Here is a 15,601-nt window from a genome sequence, read left to right on the forward strand (position 1 = left end):
GGTGGGGCGTGGAGAGGAGTCAACGGGTCATGGCGTTGCAGCTCGACGCGCGAGGGCCGACCGGGCCGGCACCGGGCCGATCCCGCCTGTCGCGGGCCGGCCGGCTGAGCCGGATCGACGCGAAATACTCGCCCTACCTGTACATCGCCCCGTTCTTCGTGGTCTTCGCGATCTTCGGGGCCTGGCCGCTCGCGTACACCTTCTGGGTTTCCCTGCACGACTGGGACCTGCTCGGCAGCGATCCCACCTTCATCGGGGTGGACAACTACACCCGGCTGCTGGCCGACGGCGACTTCTGGCACGCCGTGGTCAACACCCTGGGCATCTTCGTCATCAGTACGGTGCCCCAGTTGCTGCTGGCGCTCTGGCTGGCCAACCTGCTCAACCGGCAGCTGCGGATGCGTACCGGTTGGCGGATGGCCGTGCTGGTGCCCAATGTGACCTCCACGGCCGCGGTGGCGATCGTCTTCGGGGTGTTGTTCGGCCGCGAGTTCGGGATGGTCAACTGGCTGCTGGACCTGGTCGGCATCGACGGGATCGAGTGGAAGTCCAACCGGTTCGCCTCCTGGGTGGCCATCTCGGCCATGGTCGACTGGCGGTGGACCGGCTACAACGCCCTGATCTTCCTGGCCGCCATGCAGGCCATCCCCCGGGACCTGTACGAGGCCGCCGCGATCGACGGGGCGAACCGGGCCCGGCAGTTCTGGTCGGTCACCGTGCCGCTGCTCAAGCCGACGATCATCTTCTGCGTCATCATCTCCACCATCGGTGGGCTGCAACTGTTCACCGAACCCCGGTTGTTCCACTCCGGCACCAACCCCATCCGGGGTGGGCCGCTGCGCGAGTCGCAGACGATGACGATGTACATGTTCGAGAACGCCTTCGCGCCCTATTACAACTTCGGGTACGGCTCCGCGGTGGCCTGGCTGCTGTTCGCCCTGATCGCCATCGTCGCGGCGATCAACGTACTGATCATCCGCCGGGTCGGATCGGGGACCCGGCCACCCAGGGACGCCCGAAAGGGAGGCTTCCGATGAGTCGACTCTGGCGGGCCAGCCCGCTGACCTACGGCGCGTTGCTCGCCGCCGGATTCCTGTCGCTGTTTCCGATCTACTGGATGTTCGTGGTGGCCAGTCGCTCCAGCGACGCGATGGGGCAACTGCCCCCGCCGGTCACCCCCGGCGGCAACCTGGGCGCCAACATCTCCCGACTGTTCGCCAACACGGACGCGTACTTCCTGACCGGCCTGATCAACTCGGCGATCGTGGCGGCCACGGTCACCTTCTCGGTGGTCCTCTTCTCCTCCCTGGCCGGGTTCGCCTTCGCCAAGCTGCGGTTCCGGGGCAGCAACGCCCTGCTGATGGTCATCATCGCCACGATGATGGTGCCCACCCAGCTCGGCATCATCCCGCTGTACATGCTGATGACCAGGCTGAACCTCAACGACCGGCTGCCCGCGGTGATCCTGCCCGCCCTGGTCACCGGCTTCGGGGTGTTCATGATGCGGCAGTACGCCGGTCAGGCGATCAGCACCGAGCTGATCGAGGCGGCCCGGGTGGACGGCTGCGGCACCGCCCGGATCTACTGGAACGTGGTGCTGCCCGCGTTGCGGCCGGCCATCGCGGTGCTGGGCCTACTCACCTTCATGACCACCTGGAACGATTTCCTGTGGCCGTACGCGGTGCTCAATGATCCGGAGAATCCCACCGTGCAGTTGTCCCTGCGGGCCCTCTCCGACGGCTATTACCAGGACATGTCCCAGGTGTTCACCGGTACGGCAATCGCCACCCTGCCGCTGCTGCTGGTGTTCGTACTGTTCGGACGCCAGATCATCGGCGGAATCATGGAAGGTGCGGTCAAATCGTGAGTGGAATCCGGTTCCCGGAGAATTTCCTGTGGGGAGCGGCTACGGCCGCCTTTCAGATCGAGGGGGCGGCCCGCGACGACGGGCGCGGGGAGTCGATCTGGGACACCTTCTGCCGCACCCCGGGCAAGGTGTACGCCGGGCACACCGGTGACGTCGCCTGCGACCACTACCACCGGTACGCCGAGGACGTGGCGATGATGGCCGAGCTGGGTCTGCGGGCGTACCGGTTCTCGGTGGCCTGGCCCCGGATCCAGCCCGATGGCAGCGGCCCGGTCAACCCCCGTGGGCTGGACTTCTACGACCGGTTGACGGACACCCTGCTGAGCCGGGGCATCGACCCGATCGTCACCCTCTACCACTGGGACCTGCCGCAGAACCTGCAGGACCGGGGCGGGTGGACGGCGCGGGAGACCGCGGAGCACTTCGCGACCTACGCCGCCGCGGTGTACGCCCGGCTGGGGGACCGCATCAGCACCTGGACCACCCTCAACGAACCCTGGTGCTCGGCGTACCTGGGCTACGGCAACGGGGTGCACGCCCCGGGGGTGCAGGATCCGGGTGCCGCCTTCAGCGCCGTACACCATCTGCTGCTGGCGCACGGCCTGGCCACCCAGGCCCTGCGCGCGGGCGGCGCCGGGCGGGTCGGCATCACCCTCAACCCGGCCGACGTACGCCCGGCGGACGCGAACAGCGCCGCCGACGCCGAGGCGGTACGCCTGGTCGACGGCCTGCACAACCGGATCTTCCTGGATCCCCTGCTGGTCGGCGGCTACCCCGAGGATGTCCGCGAGCATGTGGCTCGGATCGTCGAGCCGGTGTTCGTCGCCGAGGGCGACGAGAAGATCATCGCGGCCCCGATCGACCTGCTGGGGATCAACTACTACGCCCCGACCTACGTCGCCGGGCGGTCGGACGGCGAGGGCGGGGGCGGCGCCTACCCGGGCACGGCGGGGGCGGTGGAGTTCCTGCCGCCGGTCGGGCCGCTCACCGACATGGGCTGGATGATCGAACCGGCCGGGCTGACCCGGCTGCTGGAACGCATCGCCACCGACTACCCCCCGGTGCCGCTGATGATCACCGAGAACGGGGCGGCCTTCCCGGACAAGGGCACCTCGGAGGCCACCAGCCCGGTGCACGACGAGGACCGGATCGCGTACCTGGACGGGCACCTGCGTGCCGCCCACGAGGCCATCGCCCGGGGAGTGGACCTGCGCGGCTATCTCGTATGGTCATTGCTGGACAACTTCGAGTGGGCCGAGGGGTACCGCAAGCGATTCGGAATCGTGCACGTCGACTACCTCACCCAACGGCGTACACCGAAGTCCAGCGCCCGGTGGTACCAGGAGGTGATCTCCCGGAACGGGCTGTGACGAGGCGGTGATCTCTCCGATGACGGGCGCACAACGGCCCACTCTGGAAGCGGTGGCACGGCGGGCCGGGGTGTCCCGAGCCACCGTGTCCCGGGTGGTGAACGGTTCCACCACGGTCGCCGAGCCGATCCGGGATGCGGTCCGCCAGGCGGTGGCCGAGTTGGGGTACGTGCCTAACCTGGCCGCCCGCACCCTGGTCACCCAGCGGACCGACTCGATCGCCCTGGTCATGCCGGAGGAGGCCACCCGGGTCTTCTCCGACGACCAGGTCTTTCCCGGCATCATCCGGGGGGCCGCCCAGGAGTTGGAGGCCGCCGACAAGCAGTTGGTGCTGATGCTGGCCGGCTCACCGGCCGGGCACGAACGGGTCGAGCGGTACACCACCGGCCGGCATGTCGACGGGGTGCTGTTCGCCTCCCTGCACGGTGCCGATCCGCTGCCCGCCCGGCTCGCCGCCCTGGGCATCCCGGTGGTGTGCAGCGGCCGACCCCTGGACGGCGCGGACGTGCCGTACGTCGACGTTGACCAGGTCGGCGGGGTCACCCAGGCGATCCGACACCTGATCGACAGGGGGCGCCGCCGGATCGCCACCATCGCCGGGCCGCAGGACATGGTCGCCGGCATCGAACGGCTGGCCGGCTACCGGGACACCATGGCCGCCGCCGGGTTGCCGCAGATGGTGGCGGTCGGCGACTTCACCCGGGAGTCCGGCGCGGCGGCGATGCGGGAACTGCTCACCAACCACCCCGACCTGGACGCCGTCTTCGCCGCCTCCGACCTGATGGCGCACGCCGCCCTGCGGGCGTTGCGCGAGGCCGGACGGCGGGTGCCGGAGGATGTCGCCGTGATCGGTTTCGACGACATCGAGACGGCCGCGTACACCGAACCTCCGCTGACCACCGTCCGCCAGCCGATAGTCGAACTCGGCCGACAGGGCACCCGACTGCTGCTCCGCCTGGCCGCCGGGGAACAGGTCGAACCGGCCCTCATCCTGCCCACCGAACTCATCATCCGCGACTCCGCCTGAGGTGTAAGGAAGGGCACCTTATTAACGCCTCAGGTAGAGCAAGGGCCCCCTATTAACAACCCTTATCGCGTGGCACCCGGCTCGGCGGGCGGCTAGCCTGCCCCACATGTCCCACCCGGTTCGCCTGCTGCCCGTTCCCGCGCTCACCGACGTCGCCCCGTACGCCTATCTGGCGACCGTGGAACCCGGCACCCGCCTGATCTTCACCGCCGGCGCCTGCCCGCTGGACGCCGAGGGCCGCACGGTCGCCCCCGGCGACTACGCGGCTCAGGCCCGGCAGGTGATGGCCAACCTGGAGACCGCCCTGGCCGCTGCCGGGGCCACCCTGGCCGACGTCGTCAAGAGCACGGTGTACGTGGCCTCCAGCCGCCAGGAGGACCTGGTCACGGTCTGGGAGGTGGTACGGGCGGCCTTCGGCGACCACGACGCCCCCAGCACCCTGCTGGGGGTGACCGTGCTCGGCTACTCCGGCCAACTCGTCGAGGTCGAGGCGATCGCCGCCCTCCCCGCCTCCTGACTTCTGGGTGCGTTTGTTGTCGTCAGGGGGACAACAAATGCACCCACACTGCGGTGCAATCGATCGGTGCGGATGCCGAGTGATGATGGGGATGCGGTGCAGTGGTTGCTGTTCGAGCAGTCGGGGATGTTGAGCTGGGCACAGGCAACCGCCGAACTGACTCCGGCGAAGGTACGGCACCTGCTGGCGACCGGCCGCTGGGGCCGGGTGTGTCGCGGCATCCTGCGCGCCGCGCCGCCCAGTGAGCCGTACCGCCAGGAGCAGCAGTGGTGGGCGGCGGTGCTGGCCGCCGGGCCGGGCGCGGTGCTCGCCGGGCTGGCGGCGGCGACGGCCGGTGGCCTGCGGGGCAGGTGGCGCTACCAGACCGTCGACGTGCTGGTCCCCCATCACCGACGGCAGGCCGACCTGTTGCGCCGCCTCCCGCTAGGCCTACCTGCGGTACGGGTACGACGGGTTCGGCACCTCCCGGACGAGGATGCACCCAGTCGCGCGGTGCAAGCCTGCGAGCGGGCAGGAACGGTCAGGCCAGGCCGACGCGGGCCGAGAAGGAGCGAGCCGCGGCGGCTCAGGGGGTGGCCTGGACCCGCTCGGCGGTGATGTCCCCCTCGACCAGGGTGATGTCCACGGGTCAGTCCTCCGTGACGGGTTGGCCGAGGGTGCGGCGGGCGAGCAGGGTGGCACCGGCGATCGCGGCCGGCATGAGCACCACCGCCCCGAGCGGGATCAGGAAGCAGACGAAGACCGCCATCCCGAAGCCCAGGGCGGTGGGGCGGTCGACCTTCAGCGCCGCCCGGCGCTCCCGCAGCCCCTTGCCCCGCCGGTAGAAGGGCGCGCCGACCAGTTCCACGGCCAGCAGCCAACCACCGACGGCGGCACCGATCACCGGTACCACGGTCTGGCCCAGCAGGGGGATGAACCCGGCCGCGAACAGCGGGATGCCGAACAGTGCCGCCAGGGCTACCAGCCGGATCGAGTCGATGAGGCTGCGCCGCAGGGAGGCCCAGAACGGCACCTCGACCGCGTCCGGCGCCCCGCCGTACCGCTGCTCCACCCGCTCGGAGATCTTCTCGTAGAAGGGGTCGCCGATGACCAGGGTGACGGCCGTGAAGGTGAGCACGGCTAGCAGGCCACCCAGACCGAGGATGGCCAGGCCGGCGATCACCCGGACCACCCGGCGGGTCGCCGTCGACCAGTCGTCGGCGAAGGGGGTCACCGCCGTGGCCAGGTCACCGACGAAGAAGACCAGGGCGGCGTACGCGGCCAGGAACAGCACGCCGGAGATCAGCGCCGGCACCACCCCGAGCAGCATCAGACCGGGATTGCGTACGTAGAGACCGATGCCACGCAGCAGGAACCCGGCCCCACCGGCGAACCGCCGTGCGGTGCTCGTGGCGGTGCCGGACATCTCGGAAACGTTCACGCGCTGAGCCTAGTCACCGGTCACCGCATCAACCGATTGACGGATCGTTCGGGTCAACCGGAGCCGGTGGAGATCATCTACGGCTGGTCGATCCCCCGCCGACCCGCTGCCGCGAGGCTGAACGGGTAGCCGAGGAGAGGGGTCGCGATGCCGGTGATCGAGGTGTCCCACCTGCACAAGCGGTACGGCGAGACGATGGCGGTGCAGGATGTGTCGTTCGACGTCGCGGCGGGCGAGATCTTCGGAATCCTCGGGCCCAACGGTGCGGGCAAGACCACCACTGTGGAGTGCGTGGCCGGGTTGCGCGTCCCCGACGGGGGCGAGGTGTCCATCCTCGGGCTGGACCCTCGCCGGGACGCCGCCCGCCTGCGCCAACTGGTGGGGGTGCAGCTACAGGAGAGCCAACTGCCGGATCGGCTCCGGGTTGCCGAGGCTTTGGACCTCTACGCCTCGTTCTACCGCGACCCCGCCGACCCGGCCGCCCTCATCGAGGAGTTGGGGCTGGGCGCCAAGCGCAACACCCCGTACGACAAGCTCTCCGGCGGCCAGAAGCAGCGGCTGTCCATCGCGCTGGCCCTGGTCGGCAACCCGAGGATCGCCATCCTGGACGAGTTGACCACCGGGCTGGATCCGCAGGCCCGCCGGGATACCTGGAGCCTGATCGAACGGATCCGGGATCGGGGGGTCACCATCGTGCTGGTCACCCACTTCATGGAGGAGGCCGAGCGACTCTGCGACCGGCTCGCCGTGATCGACAAGGGACGGGTGGTGGCCCTGGACAGCCCGGCCGGGCTGGTCTCGGCCGTGGCACCGGAACAACGCATCCGGTTCCGCCCCTCCGCACCGCTGGACGATCGTCTCCTGGCCGAGTTGCCGCAGGTGAACTCGGTGACCCGCAGCGGTGCCCAGGTGGTGGTGACCGGCACCGGCGAGGTGCTGCACGCGGTCACCTCCGTGCTGGCCCGTAACCAGATCATCGCCGCCGACCTGCGGCTGGAGCAGGCCACGTTGGACGACGCGTTCGTCGAGCTGACCGGGCACCGACTCACCGACTGAGGGGAACCCATGCACGCCTTCGGCCAGATCCTCAAGACCGAGGCCCGGCTCTATCTGCGGGACACCTCGACGATGGTGCTCACCATCGCACTGCCCACCCTGATCCTGGTGGTCCTCGGGCTCATCCCCACCCTCCAAAGGCCCACTGAGGACCTCGGCGGGCAGTCCTTCGTCAGCTACTTCACCCCCTCCCTGTTGGTGGTCACCCTGGCGATGGTCGGGGTGAACGTCCTGCCCACCGTGCTGGCCACCTACCGGGAGCGGGGCATCCTGCGCCGGCTGGCCACCACCCCGGCCAGCCCGCTGGCCCTGCTGCTGGCCCAACTGGTGCTGGCCCTCATCGGCATCCTGGCCAGCGCGGTGCTGCTCGCGGTGGTGGCCCGGCTGGCGTTCGGCGTACCGCTGCCGCAGCATCCGCTCGGATTCGCCGCAGCCCTGGTCCTCGGCACCGCGGCGCTGCTCGCGCTGGGACTGCTGGTGGCGGCGGTCGCACCCTCCGCCAAGTCGGCTCAGGCGCTGACCGTACCGGTGTTCATGGCGGTGATGTTTCTCGGTGGCGTGTACCTGCCGAGGTTCCTGCTGCCCGACTTCCTGGCCGAGATCGGCGCCTACACCCCGCCGGGCGTGCAGGCCCTGCTGGACGCCTGGACCGGCACCGCCCCGCATCCGCTGCACCTGGCGATAATGGCGGTGGTCGCGGTGGCCGCCGGTGCTCTCGCGACGAAACTGTTCCGCTGGCAGTAGGCGGGGATCCGATGATCAGCAGCGGCGACCGACCCGACGACCGAATGGATGCCTGGCAGGTCCGGGAAGCGAATGTCTGGCGGGTGCTGCCCTTCGGAGGGCTGATCGTTGGCACGCTGCTGGCCGTCTTCGCGCCGACGCCGCGCGGTCTCCCGATGGCGGCCACCCTGCCCGTCGCCGTGGCGGCTGCCTGTTGGATCGCCTGGTTCATCACCCTGCACCCGCGCTGGCAGAGCCGGCGTGCGCTGATGACGGTCTACTACCTCGGGATGCTCGCGATCGCCGCCGTGCTGGTGGTCGCCAGTCCGTGGTACGGCTTCTTCGCCTGGATCGGCTATGTGCACGCGTTCTTCCTGCCCGGCAGGTGGCGGATCGCCGGGGTCGTCGTCACCGCCGTGCTGCTGGCCACCTCGCAGAGCGGCGGCCTACCGGTCGTGTCGTCACATTGGGCGATCTGGCTGGTGATGGTGTTCTTCAACGTGACGATCGCCGGGGCGGTCAGCTGGTTCGCCTACGTCTCCGAGCACCAGGGCGAGAAACGCAAGCGGCTGGTGGCGGAGTTGGCCGCCGCCAACCGCCGGCTCACCGAGACGGTACGGGAGAACGAGGGTCTGCACGCCCAACTGGTGACCCAGGCCCGGGAGGCCGGGGTGCTGGACGAACGGCAGCGGATGGCCCGGGAGATCCACGACACCCTGGCCCAGGGGCTCACCGGCATCATCACCCAGTTGGAGGCGGCCGAGCAGACCCGGGACCGGTCCGGTGACTGGCGGCGGCATGTGGACAATGCCCTGGCGCTGGCCCGGGAGAGCCTCACCGAGGCCCGTCGCTCGGTCCGCGCCATCCGTCCCGAGCCGCTGGAGGCCGCTAGGCTGCCCGATGCCCTGACCGAGCTGGGTGGACGCTGGTCGGCCCGGCACGGGGTACGGGCCGAGGTCAACACCACCGGCACCCCCCGGCCGCTGCATCCGGAGGTCGAGGTGACCCTGCTGCGAGCCGCTCAGGAGGCGTTGGCCAATGTCTCCCGGCACGCCGCCGCCTCCCGGGTGGGGTTGACACTGTCCTACATGTCGGATGTGGTGACCCTTGATGTCCGGGACGACGGCACCGGCTTCGACCCCGAGGCTGCCGCACCCAGGCCGGACGGCGGCTACGGGCTGACCGCCATGCGGCAACGGGTCACCGAGGTCGGGGGGCGCCTCGATGTGGAGTCCGAGCCGGGTGGCGGCACCGCCATCTCCGCCTCCGTACCGGCGCTACCGGGAGGTGCCGGTTGACCGAGCCGATCCGGCTGTTGATCGTCGACGACCATCCGGTGGTGCGGGACGGGCTGCGCGGCATGTTCACCGGCGATCCCGGGTTCGAGGTGGTCGGTGAGGCGGCCGACGGGGCCGAGGCGTTGGCGTTGGCCGCCCGGCACCATCCCGACGTGGTGCTGATGGACCTGCGGATGCCCGGCATGGACGGGGTGACCGCGATCGGTCGGCTGGTCCGCTCGGACAGTACGGCGAAGGTGCTGGTGCTGACCACCTACGACACGGATGCCGACGTGCTGCCCGCGATCGAGGCCGGTGCCACCGGTTACCTGCTCAAGGACGCCCCCCGCGACGAACTGGTCCGGGCGGTACGCGCCGCCGCCCGGGGTGAGTCCGTGCTCTCCCCCGCCGTGGCGGGTCGGCTGATGGGCCGGCTGCGCGCCCCGGCGGAGGAGCCGCTGAGCCACCGGGAACTGGAGGTGCTCACCCTGGTGGCGCGCGGCTCGACCAACCGGGAGGCCGCCGCCCAACTGTTCATCAGCGAGGCCACCGTCAAGACCCACCTGCTGCACGTGTACGCCAAGCTCGGGGTCAACGACCGGGCCGCCGCCGTGGCGGCCGCGTACGACCGGGGTCTGCTGACCCCCGGCGGACGCTGACCGTGCGGGCCGCCCGACTGATCTCCTTGCTGCTGCTGTTGCAGGCCCGGGAGGCGATGACGGCGGCGGAACTGGCCCGCGAGCTGGAGGTCTCCGAACGGACGGTGTACCGGGATGTCCTGGCGCTTTCCGCCGCCGGGGTGCCGGTCTACGCCGACCGGGGTCGGGCCGGGGGTTACCGGCTGCTCGGCGGGTACCGGACCCGGCTGACCGGGATGACCCGGGATGAGGCGGAGGCCCTCTTCCTCGCCGGGCTGCCCGGCCCGGCCGGGGACATGGGGTTGGCCGATGCGGTGGCGGCGGCCGAGTTGAAGGTGCTCGCCGCCCTGCCGCCGAGCCTGCGCGACGCACCCACCCGCACCGGGCAACGGTTCCACCTGGAGGTGCCCGGCTGGTACGCGCCGAGCGAGCCGCCGCCCTGGCTGGCCGAGCTGGCCGGGGCCCTCTGGCGGGACCGGGTGGTGACCCTGCACTACCAACGCGCGGACGGGTCGGTAATCCGCCGGGTCTGCCCGTACGGTCTGGTCCTCAAGAGCGGCATCTGGTATCTCGTCGGCCGGGTCGACGGGGACCTGCGCACCTACCGGGTGGACCGGATCGTCGGGGTGCAGCAGCACGAGGAGACCTTCGACCGGGAGCCGGACTTCGACCTGCCGGGGTACTGGCGGACGCAGGCGGAGGCCTTCCTGCGGGGGATGCTGCGGGCCGAGGTGCGGATCCGGCTGAGCCCCGCCGGTCTGCGCCAGCTCAAGCACCGCAGCGACATCCCCTTCGGGTACGCCGAGGCGGTCGCCACCGCCGACGAACCCGACGGGCAGGGCTGGGTGACCACCCGGCTGCCGGTCGAGTCCGTCGAGGTGGCATACACCCAACTGCTCGGGCTGGGTCCGGAGGTGGAGGTGCTGGACCCACCCGAGCTGCGGGCCCGGCTGGCCGAGGCGGCGAGGCGCACCGCCGCCCTCTACACCACCCCGACGGTCAGCGGTAACCGGTGACGTCGGCCGGCTTGCCGCTGTCGACCACCTCGGTGATGTAGCGGTAGGCGTCCGGCCGGCTGCCGTCCAGGTCGGTGAAGCCGTACACCTTGGACAACTCTCCGGCGGAGACGGACTGCCCGCTCCACCGGGCGTGGTCCGGGTCGGCGGCCAGAGCGGCGACCGCCCGGCCGACGAAGGCCGGGGTTTCCGAGATGAGGAAGTGCGGGTCCTTGGCCGCGCCGTCGCGCCAGTTGGCCTCGGTGACCCCGAAGTGCTCCAGCATCGCCTCGGAACGCAGCCAGCCGGGGGTCAGGGCCACCGCCGTCCCGCCGTACGGCCTGAGTTCGTGCGCCCAACTGAAGGCGAGCCGGTTCACCGAGGTCTTGGCCAGGTCGTAGAAGACCGACAGGCGGTAGTTCCGCTCGTTGTACGCCCGGGTGCCGTCACCGATCTCCACCACCAGGCCACCCGGGCGGCGGATCAGCAGGGGCATCGCGAAGTGGCTGGTGATGATGTGGGTGTCCACCGCCAGCCGCAGGGTACGGAAGCCGGCCTCCAGCGGCTGCTCCCAGACCGGCTGCTCCCAGCTGATCAGGGGGTCGGCACCCCACACGTCGTTGACCAGCACATCGAGTCGGCCCTGCTCGGTGTCGATCCGCGCGATGAGGTCGCGTACCTGGTCGGGGACCAGGTGGTCCACCCGGACGGGGATGCCGGTGCCCCCGGCCACGGTCACCAGTTCGGCGGTCTCCTCGATGGTCTCCGGGCGGTCCAGCTCGGAAGGTCCGGCCGCCCGGCTGCTGCGGCCGGTCGCGTAGACGGTGGCGCCTGCGGCACCCAGTTGCACGGCTATCTGTCGGCCGGCACCCCGGGTAGCCCCGGCCACCAGCGCCACCGTTCCGGTAAGCGGTTTCGTCATGGTCGCCACGCTGCCAGCAGAGCCTGACAACCGATGTCAGGTTTTGCGGAGAACCCTTGATCCGGCATGCTCGCCGACATGCACCTGCTGCTCTCCGGCATCGTCGGCTCGGTGGCGTACGGCCTGGCGGGGCCGGGCTCGGACGTCGACCGGATCGGGGTCTTCGCCGCCCCCACGGTCGCCTTCCACGGCCTGCACCCGCCGAAGGAGTCCGTGGTCACCACCGACCCGGACCTCACCCTGCACGAGGCCCGCAAGTGGTGTCGGCTGGCCCTTAGCGGCAATCCGACCGCCAGTGAGCTGGTCTGGCTCCCGGACGACTGCTACGAGACCCGTACCGAGTTCGGCGAGGGCCTGATCGGCATCCGGTCGGCCTTCCTCAGCGCTCCCCGGGTCCGGGAGGCCTACCTCGGCTACGCCGCCCAGCAGTTCCGCAAGCTGGAGTCCCGGGGTGACGGGACCTTCTCCTCGGACACCCGGCGGCGCACCGCCAAGCACGCCCGACACCTGGCCCGGCTGGTGCACCAGGGCCGACTGCTCTACGCCACCGGGGTACTGGAGATCCGGCTAGCCGATCCGGGCTGGTTCCGCGACTTCGGGGATCGGGTGGCCGGGGGTGCTCTGGAGGAGGCGCGGGCCCTGCTGGCCGAGGCCGAAGGCGACTTCGACCGCATCCGGACCCCGCTGCCGGACCGGCCGGACGAGCAGACCGTGGAACGCTGGCTGCTGGACGTGCGCGCCGCCCACCTGCCCCGCTGACCGGCTTTGAGTCGTCATGGACGGACCGGGCGGTTCACCCGTTGAGGAACTCGGAGATCCGGGCCCGGACGTCGGCGCGTTCCGTCCAGAGCACCCCGGGGCGGGCGTACCGGTGCAGGGTGGCCTGGGGCAGGGCGGCGGCGAGCTGCTCGGCGATCTCCAGGGGGTGCAGGTCGTCCCCTTCGCAGGCGATGACCAGCGCCGGTGCGGTGACCGACGCCAGCGCCCCGGCGTCGTCCAGGGGCGCCTGCCCGGGCAGGTCGGCCAGACCGACGGCCAGACCGTCGCGCAACAGGTGATCGAGCCGCTGCCGCAGGTACGCCCACCCGGCCGGGGTGTTGCGTACGGCCGGTGGGATCTCCGCCGCGACCACCTCGGCCACCGCGGAGGCGTCCCCGCTCTCCACCGCGGACAGCAACTCCAACAGCCGGGTCCGGGCGACCGGCCCTCGTGGCTGGTCGAGCGCCGCCGGCAGGAAGAAGACCAGCCGCTCGAAGCGGTCCGGGCTCTCGGCGAGCAGCCGGCACAGGGCGCCCGCGCCGAGGCTGGCACCGAAGGCCCGGGTGGCACCGGAGAGGTCGGCGACCGCCCGCAGGTCCCGGGCCAGGTCCAGATAGCTCCACACCCCCTCGGGCGCATCCGAACGACCGTGGCCCCGGAACTGGAAGAAGACCTTCCGGCCGGTTACCCCGCTGCCGAAGGGGCGGGTCACCGCTATGCCGTTGCCCAGCCCGTGCGCGAACACCGTGACCGGATCACCGGTGCCGGTTACCAACCGTTCCAGTCGTACGCCGTGGGGGGTGGCGACCAGTTCCGTGTCCGGCTCGGGTAGCGCCGGGCGTCCGCTGCGTGGCCCGCCCGGGCCGGGACCCCAGGTGCGCGGCCCGCCGTCCGGTGGTGGTGGCCAGCGGAAAGCCCTCACCAGGATCCTCTGTTGTCACCCAGTTCACGTAGGCCGACCCGGACGTCGAGCAGGTAGATCAGGGCCGCCGCGATGCCGATCAGCCCGAAGATGCTGAGGGTGGTCTGGGTGAGCAGAGTCAGCAGCAGGGTGACCGCCAGAATGGCGATCCAGCCGCCCTTCGGCAAGGTGCCGATGGCGGGGAAGGCGTCGGAGCGCTGCGTGATGGCGTGCACGAGAGCGACCCCCTGCACGATCAGTGCGAACACGAACAGGATCAGGTCGATCACGGTACGGACATCGAAGGCGAAGATCGGCGCGGCGTAGGCCATGACGGCAAGCTTATGCCGACGACCCCGGATCCGTCCGACAGGACGGTGACCGGGATCGTCGGCAGGTGATCATTCGGCGGCCGGGCGGGTCCGCTTGGTGGTCGCCGGTGCCTTCGCCGACGGCGTGGCCGTCCGCTTGGCGGCCGGCTGCCGGGTGGTCGCCTTGGCGCGGGTGGTCTTCTTGGCCGGCTTGGCCTCGGCGATCTCGGCCACCTCGGCCGGGCTGGGCACCTGCCCCGACTCGCCGGCCGTGGCCTTCTTGGCAGCCGTGGCCCGCTTGGCGACGGTCCGCTTGGCGGTGCCGGTCGGCTCGGTCGTGGCCGGCTCGGTCGTGGCGGTCGACTCGCTCGCGGTGATCGCGGACTGGGTGGCCTCGATGTCGGCGTTCACCGTGTCGGCGGCCTCCAGCACACCCGCACCGACCACCCGCTCACCGCGCGTCACCAGCTTGCCGTACGCGGCCAGCGCCCGCTCCTGCGCGACCTGGGCACCGGCGACGACCACGGCGGCGTTGCGGGTCGCCAGGTCACGCAGCCGGTCCAGGTCAGCCGCCTCGCGCAGCCGGTTGAACTCGGCGTTCTCCCGCAGGCGGTCCAGATCGGCCACCTCACGCAGCCGGTGCAGGTCGGCAGCCTCCCGCAGCCGGTTGAGGTCGGCGTTGCGGCGCAGCGACTCGGCGGTCAGGTTGGCGTTGCGCAGCTTCTCGTTGGCCTTCTGGCGCAGCTCGAAACCGGTGACGACGGCCTTGCCACCCAGTTCGTTGGCCACCCGGCTGCCGTCGTTGACGACCCGGTCGCGCAGCTCGGCGACCACGGTGGGCAGCTTGCGCAGCTGCTCCAGGGCCAGCTCACCGGCACCGGCGGCGGCGTAGATCGGAGCGGGGATGCGGTTGGTCTTCGGCTGGCTCATGACTTCTCCTCTTCGGCCGCGTCGGCGGCCTTGCGGACCACCTTGCGGGCGGCCTTCTTGACGGGGCGGGTCGGCGCCGGGGCGGGACCCGCTTCGGTCACGGCAACCGACTCAAGGACTGCCTCGGTCGGGGTGGGACCGGCTTCGGTCACGGCTACCGACTCGAGAACTGCCTCGGTCGGGGTGCCCTCTGCGGTGGTGGGCCCGGTAGCAGCCAGGTTGGCCACATCGGGCGCGGTGACGGTCGGATTGACGTCGCCACTGGTCTCGATGTCCGTAGCCCGGCCAGGCCCACCCGGGGCGGCCTCGCCCTCAGCTTGACCGGCGCTGCCTGATGCACTGCCAGGTCCACTGGCGGCGGAGTCGGCCTCGGGGCCGGTGGTGGCGGATTCGGCCGCAGCGGTCGCCTCGGCCAGCCGGGCGTTCTCCCGGCGGAAGGTCTCGTAGATCTGGGTGAGGGACTGCTTCTGGGCCATCGTCAGGTCCGGATCGACCGCGATGGCGGCAAGCACCCCCTGGCCTTCCTTGTCATCGAGCAGGCCGGCCCGCAGGTACATCGCCGGGGTGGAGACCCGCAGCGCGCTGGCGAGCTGCTGAAGCACCTCGGCGCTGGGTCGACGCAGCCCTCGCTCGATCTGGCTCAGGTAGGGATTGCTGACCCCGGCCTGCTCGGCAAGCTGACGCAACGAGATCTTCGCGTTCCGCCGCAGGTCACGAATGAACCCGCCGACATCGGGAAGGTCCTTGGAAGTGGCCATGACTCAACGCTAGCTCGCCCCGCTAGCACCCTGCAAGCAAAGTGCTAGCCACAGTTAGCAGCGTCTCACCACCCCTCAGCCCCTCCACCCACCCACCCCCCACCCCAGCCCGTCGATCATGCACTTTCTG

At 70.8% G+C, this 15,601-nt stretch carries 18 protein-coding genes; 12 read left to right on the forward strand and 6 right to left on the reverse strand.

Annotated features, from left to right (window positions below):
• Positions 1–29 precede the first annotated feature (29 nt).
• From ACGFIK_RS17625 to ACGFIK_RS17650, 6 genes are all read left to right on the forward strand, one after another.
• Positions 30–1,037 carry a sugar ABC transporter permease gene (locus tag ACGFIK_RS17625; protein ID WP_327023916.1) on the forward strand — a complete coding sequence of 336 codons (1,008 nt, stop codon included), beginning with the start codon at positions 30–32 and terminating at the stop codon, positions 1,035–1,037.
• Positions 1,034–1,867, forward strand: coding sequence for a carbohydrate ABC transporter permease (locus tag ACGFIK_RS17630; protein ID WP_327023915.1), 834 nt, complete (start codon positions 1,034–1,036; stop codon positions 1,865–1,867). Before ACGFIK_RS17625 ends, ACGFIK_RS17630 begins: the two co-directional genes overlap by 4 nt.
• Positions 1,864–3,237: a GH1 family beta-glucosidase gene (locus ACGFIK_RS17635; RefSeq protein WP_327023914.1), complete on the forward strand. Its 1,374-nt coding sequence runs from the start codon at positions 1,864–1,866 to the stop codon at positions 3,235–3,237. Before ACGFIK_RS17630 ends, ACGFIK_RS17635 begins: the two co-directional genes overlap by 4 nt.
• 19 nt (positions 3,238–3,256) lie before the next feature.
• Entirely contained in the window at positions 3,257–4,264 is a 1,008-nt protein-coding gene (locus tag ACGFIK_RS17640; RefSeq protein WP_327023913.1) for a LacI family DNA-binding transcriptional regulator, read from the forward strand.
• Between the two features lie 106 nt (positions 4,265–4,370).
• Positions 4,371–4,781, forward strand: a complete 411-nt coding sequence (locus ACGFIK_RS17645) for a RidA family protein (protein WP_327023912.1) — start codon at positions 4,371–4,373, stop codon at positions 4,779–4,781.
• A gap of 72 nt (positions 4,782–4,853) precedes the next feature.
• Positions 4,854–5,378, forward strand: a complete 525-nt coding sequence (locus tag ACGFIK_RS17650) for a hypothetical protein (RefSeq protein WP_327023911.1) — start codon at positions 4,854–4,856, stop codon at positions 5,376–5,378.
• 31 nt (positions 5,379–5,409) lie between these two features.
• Here ACGFIK_RS17650 and ACGFIK_RS17655 read toward each other — a convergent pair whose 3' ends face one another.
• On the reverse strand, positions 5,410–6,186 hold the full coding sequence (locus tag ACGFIK_RS17655) for an EI24 domain-containing protein (RefSeq protein WP_327027404.1): 777 nt from the start codon (positions 6,184–6,186) through the stop codon (positions 5,410–5,412).
• 162 nt (positions 6,187–6,348) lie between these two features.
• On the opposite strand from ACGFIK_RS17655, the gene ACGFIK_RS17660 reads away from it, so the two are divergent.
• The 5 genes from ACGFIK_RS17660 to ACGFIK_RS17680 are packed head-to-tail and all read left to right on the forward strand — an operon-like array spanning position 6,349 to position 10,911.
• Positions 6,349–7,257 (forward strand): ABC transporter ATP-binding protein, encoded by a 909-nt coding sequence (locus ACGFIK_RS17660; protein WP_327023910.1) that lies wholly within the window; start codon positions 6,349–6,351, stop codon positions 7,255–7,257.
• 9 nt (positions 7,258–7,266) lie between these two features.
• A complete protein-coding gene (locus ACGFIK_RS17665; RefSeq protein ID WP_327023909.1) occupies positions 7,267–8,001 on the forward strand; it encodes an ABC transporter permease in 735 nt (244 codons plus the stop codon).
• A gap of 11 nt (positions 8,002–8,012) precedes the next feature.
• Positions 8,013–9,278 carry a sensor histidine kinase gene (locus tag ACGFIK_RS17670; RefSeq protein WP_327023908.1) on the forward strand — a complete coding sequence of 422 codons (1,266 nt, stop codon included), beginning with the start codon at positions 8,013–8,015 and terminating at the stop codon, positions 9,276–9,278.
• Positions 9,275–9,916, forward strand: coding sequence for a response regulator transcription factor (locus ACGFIK_RS17675; protein WP_327023907.1), 642 nt, complete (start codon positions 9,275–9,277; stop codon positions 9,914–9,916). The genes ACGFIK_RS17670 and ACGFIK_RS17675 overlap by 4 nt, the downstream gene beginning before the upstream one ends.
• Before the next feature lie 2 nt (positions 9,917–9,918).
• Positions 9,919–10,911 (forward strand): YafY family protein, encoded by a 993-nt coding sequence (locus ACGFIK_RS17680; protein WP_327023906.1) that lies wholly within the window; start codon positions 9,919–9,921, stop codon positions 10,909–10,911.
• Here the strand turns inward: ACGFIK_RS17680 and ACGFIK_RS17685 are convergent.
• Positions 10,895–11,812, reverse strand: a complete 918-nt coding sequence (locus ACGFIK_RS17685) for an SDR family oxidoreductase (RefSeq protein WP_327023905.1) — start codon at positions 11,810–11,812, stop codon at positions 10,895–10,897. The genes ACGFIK_RS17680 and ACGFIK_RS17685 overlap by 17 nt on opposite strands.
• Before the next feature lie 78 nt (positions 11,813–11,890).
• On the opposite strand from ACGFIK_RS17685, the gene ACGFIK_RS17690 reads away from it, so the two are divergent.
• Positions 11,891–12,571 carry a DNA polymerase beta superfamily protein gene (locus ACGFIK_RS17690; protein WP_327027403.1) on the forward strand — a complete coding sequence of 227 codons (681 nt, stop codon included), beginning with the start codon at positions 11,891–11,893 and terminating at the stop codon, positions 12,569–12,571.
• A gap of 34 nt (positions 12,572–12,605) precedes the next feature.
• Here ACGFIK_RS17690 and ACGFIK_RS17695 read toward each other — a convergent pair whose 3' ends face one another.
• From ACGFIK_RS17695 to ACGFIK_RS17710, 4 genes are all read right to left on the reverse strand, one after another.
• Positions 12,606–13,493 carry an alpha/beta hydrolase gene (locus tag ACGFIK_RS17695; RefSeq protein WP_327023904.1) on the reverse strand — a complete coding sequence of 296 codons (888 nt, stop codon included), beginning with the start codon at positions 13,491–13,493 and terminating at the stop codon, positions 12,606–12,608.
• Positions 13,490–13,804, reverse strand: a complete 315-nt coding sequence (locus tag ACGFIK_RS17700) for a DUF2516 family protein (protein ID WP_327023903.1) — start codon at positions 13,802–13,804, stop codon at positions 13,490–13,492. Before ACGFIK_RS17700 ends, ACGFIK_RS17695 begins: the two co-directional genes overlap by 4 nt.
• 69 nt (positions 13,805–13,873) lie before the next feature.
• Positions 13,874–14,713 (reverse strand): hypothetical protein, encoded by an 840-nt coding sequence (locus ACGFIK_RS17705; RefSeq protein ID WP_327023902.1) that lies wholly within the window; start codon positions 14,711–14,713, stop codon positions 13,874–13,876.
• Entirely contained in the window at positions 14,710–15,471 is a 762-nt protein-coding gene (locus ACGFIK_RS17710) for a helix-turn-helix domain-containing protein (RefSeq protein ID WP_327023901.1), read from the reverse strand. Before ACGFIK_RS17710 ends, ACGFIK_RS17705 begins: the two co-directional genes overlap by 4 nt.
• Positions 15,472–15,601 lie beyond the last annotated feature (130 nt).

Origin of the sequence: Micromonospora sp. NPDC048871 (genome assembly GCF_043198155.1) — a bacterium.
Classification (GTDB): domain Bacteria; phylum Actinomycetota; class Actinomycetes; order Mycobacteriales; family Micromonosporaceae; genus Micromonospora.

Coding starts and splice junctions, on each gene's coding strand:
- ACGFIK_RS17625 (WP_327023916.1), top strand. CDS start 30: ATGGCGTTGCAGCTCGACGCGCGAGGGCCGACCGGGCCGGCACCGGGC.
- ACGFIK_RS17630 (WP_327023915.1), top strand. CDS start 1,034: ATGAGTCGACTCTGGCGGGCCAGCCCGCTGACCTACGGCGCGTTGCTC.
- ACGFIK_RS17640 (WP_327023913.1), top strand. CDS start 3,257: ATGACGGGCGCACAACGGCCCACTCTGGAAGCGGTGGCACGGCGGGCC.
- ACGFIK_RS17645 (WP_327023912.1), top strand. CDS start 4,371: ATGTCCCACCCGGTTCGCCTGCTGCCCGTTCCCGCGCTCACCGACGTC.
- ACGFIK_RS17650 (WP_327023911.1), top strand. CDS start 4,854: ATGCCGAGTGATGATGGGGATGCGGTGCAGTGGTTGCTGTTCGAGCAG.
- ACGFIK_RS17655 (WP_327027404.1), bottom strand. CDS start 6,186: ATGTCCGGCACCGCCACGAGCACCGCACGGCGGTTCGCCGGTGGGGCC.
- ACGFIK_RS17660 (WP_327023910.1), top strand. CDS start 6,349: ATGCCGGTGATCGAGGTGTCCCACCTGCACAAGCGGTACGGCGAGACG.
- ACGFIK_RS17665 (WP_327023909.1), top strand. CDS start 7,267: ATGCACGCCTTCGGCCAGATCCTCAAGACCGAGGCCCGGCTCTATCTG.
- ACGFIK_RS17670 (WP_327023908.1), top strand. CDS start 8,013: ATGATCAGCAGCGGCGACCGACCCGACGACCGAATGGATGCCTGGCAG.
- ACGFIK_RS17685 (WP_327023905.1), bottom strand. CDS start 11,812: ATGACGAAACCGCTTACCGGAACGGTGGCGCTGGTGGCCGGGGCTACC.
- ACGFIK_RS17690 (WP_327027403.1), top strand. CDS start 11,891: ATGCACCTGCTGCTCTCCGGCATCGTCGGCTCGGTGGCGTACGGCCTG.
- ACGFIK_RS17700 (WP_327023903.1), bottom strand. CDS start 13,804: ATGGCCTACGCCGCGCCGATCTTCGCCTTCGATGTCCGTACCGTGATC.
- ACGFIK_RS17705 (WP_327023902.1), bottom strand. CDS start 14,713: ATGAGCCAGCCGAAGACCAACCGCATCCCCGCTCCGATCTACGCCGCC.
- ACGFIK_RS17710 (WP_327023901.1), bottom strand. CDS start 15,471: ATGGCCACTTCCAAGGACCTTCCCGATGTCGGCGGGTTCATTCGTGAC.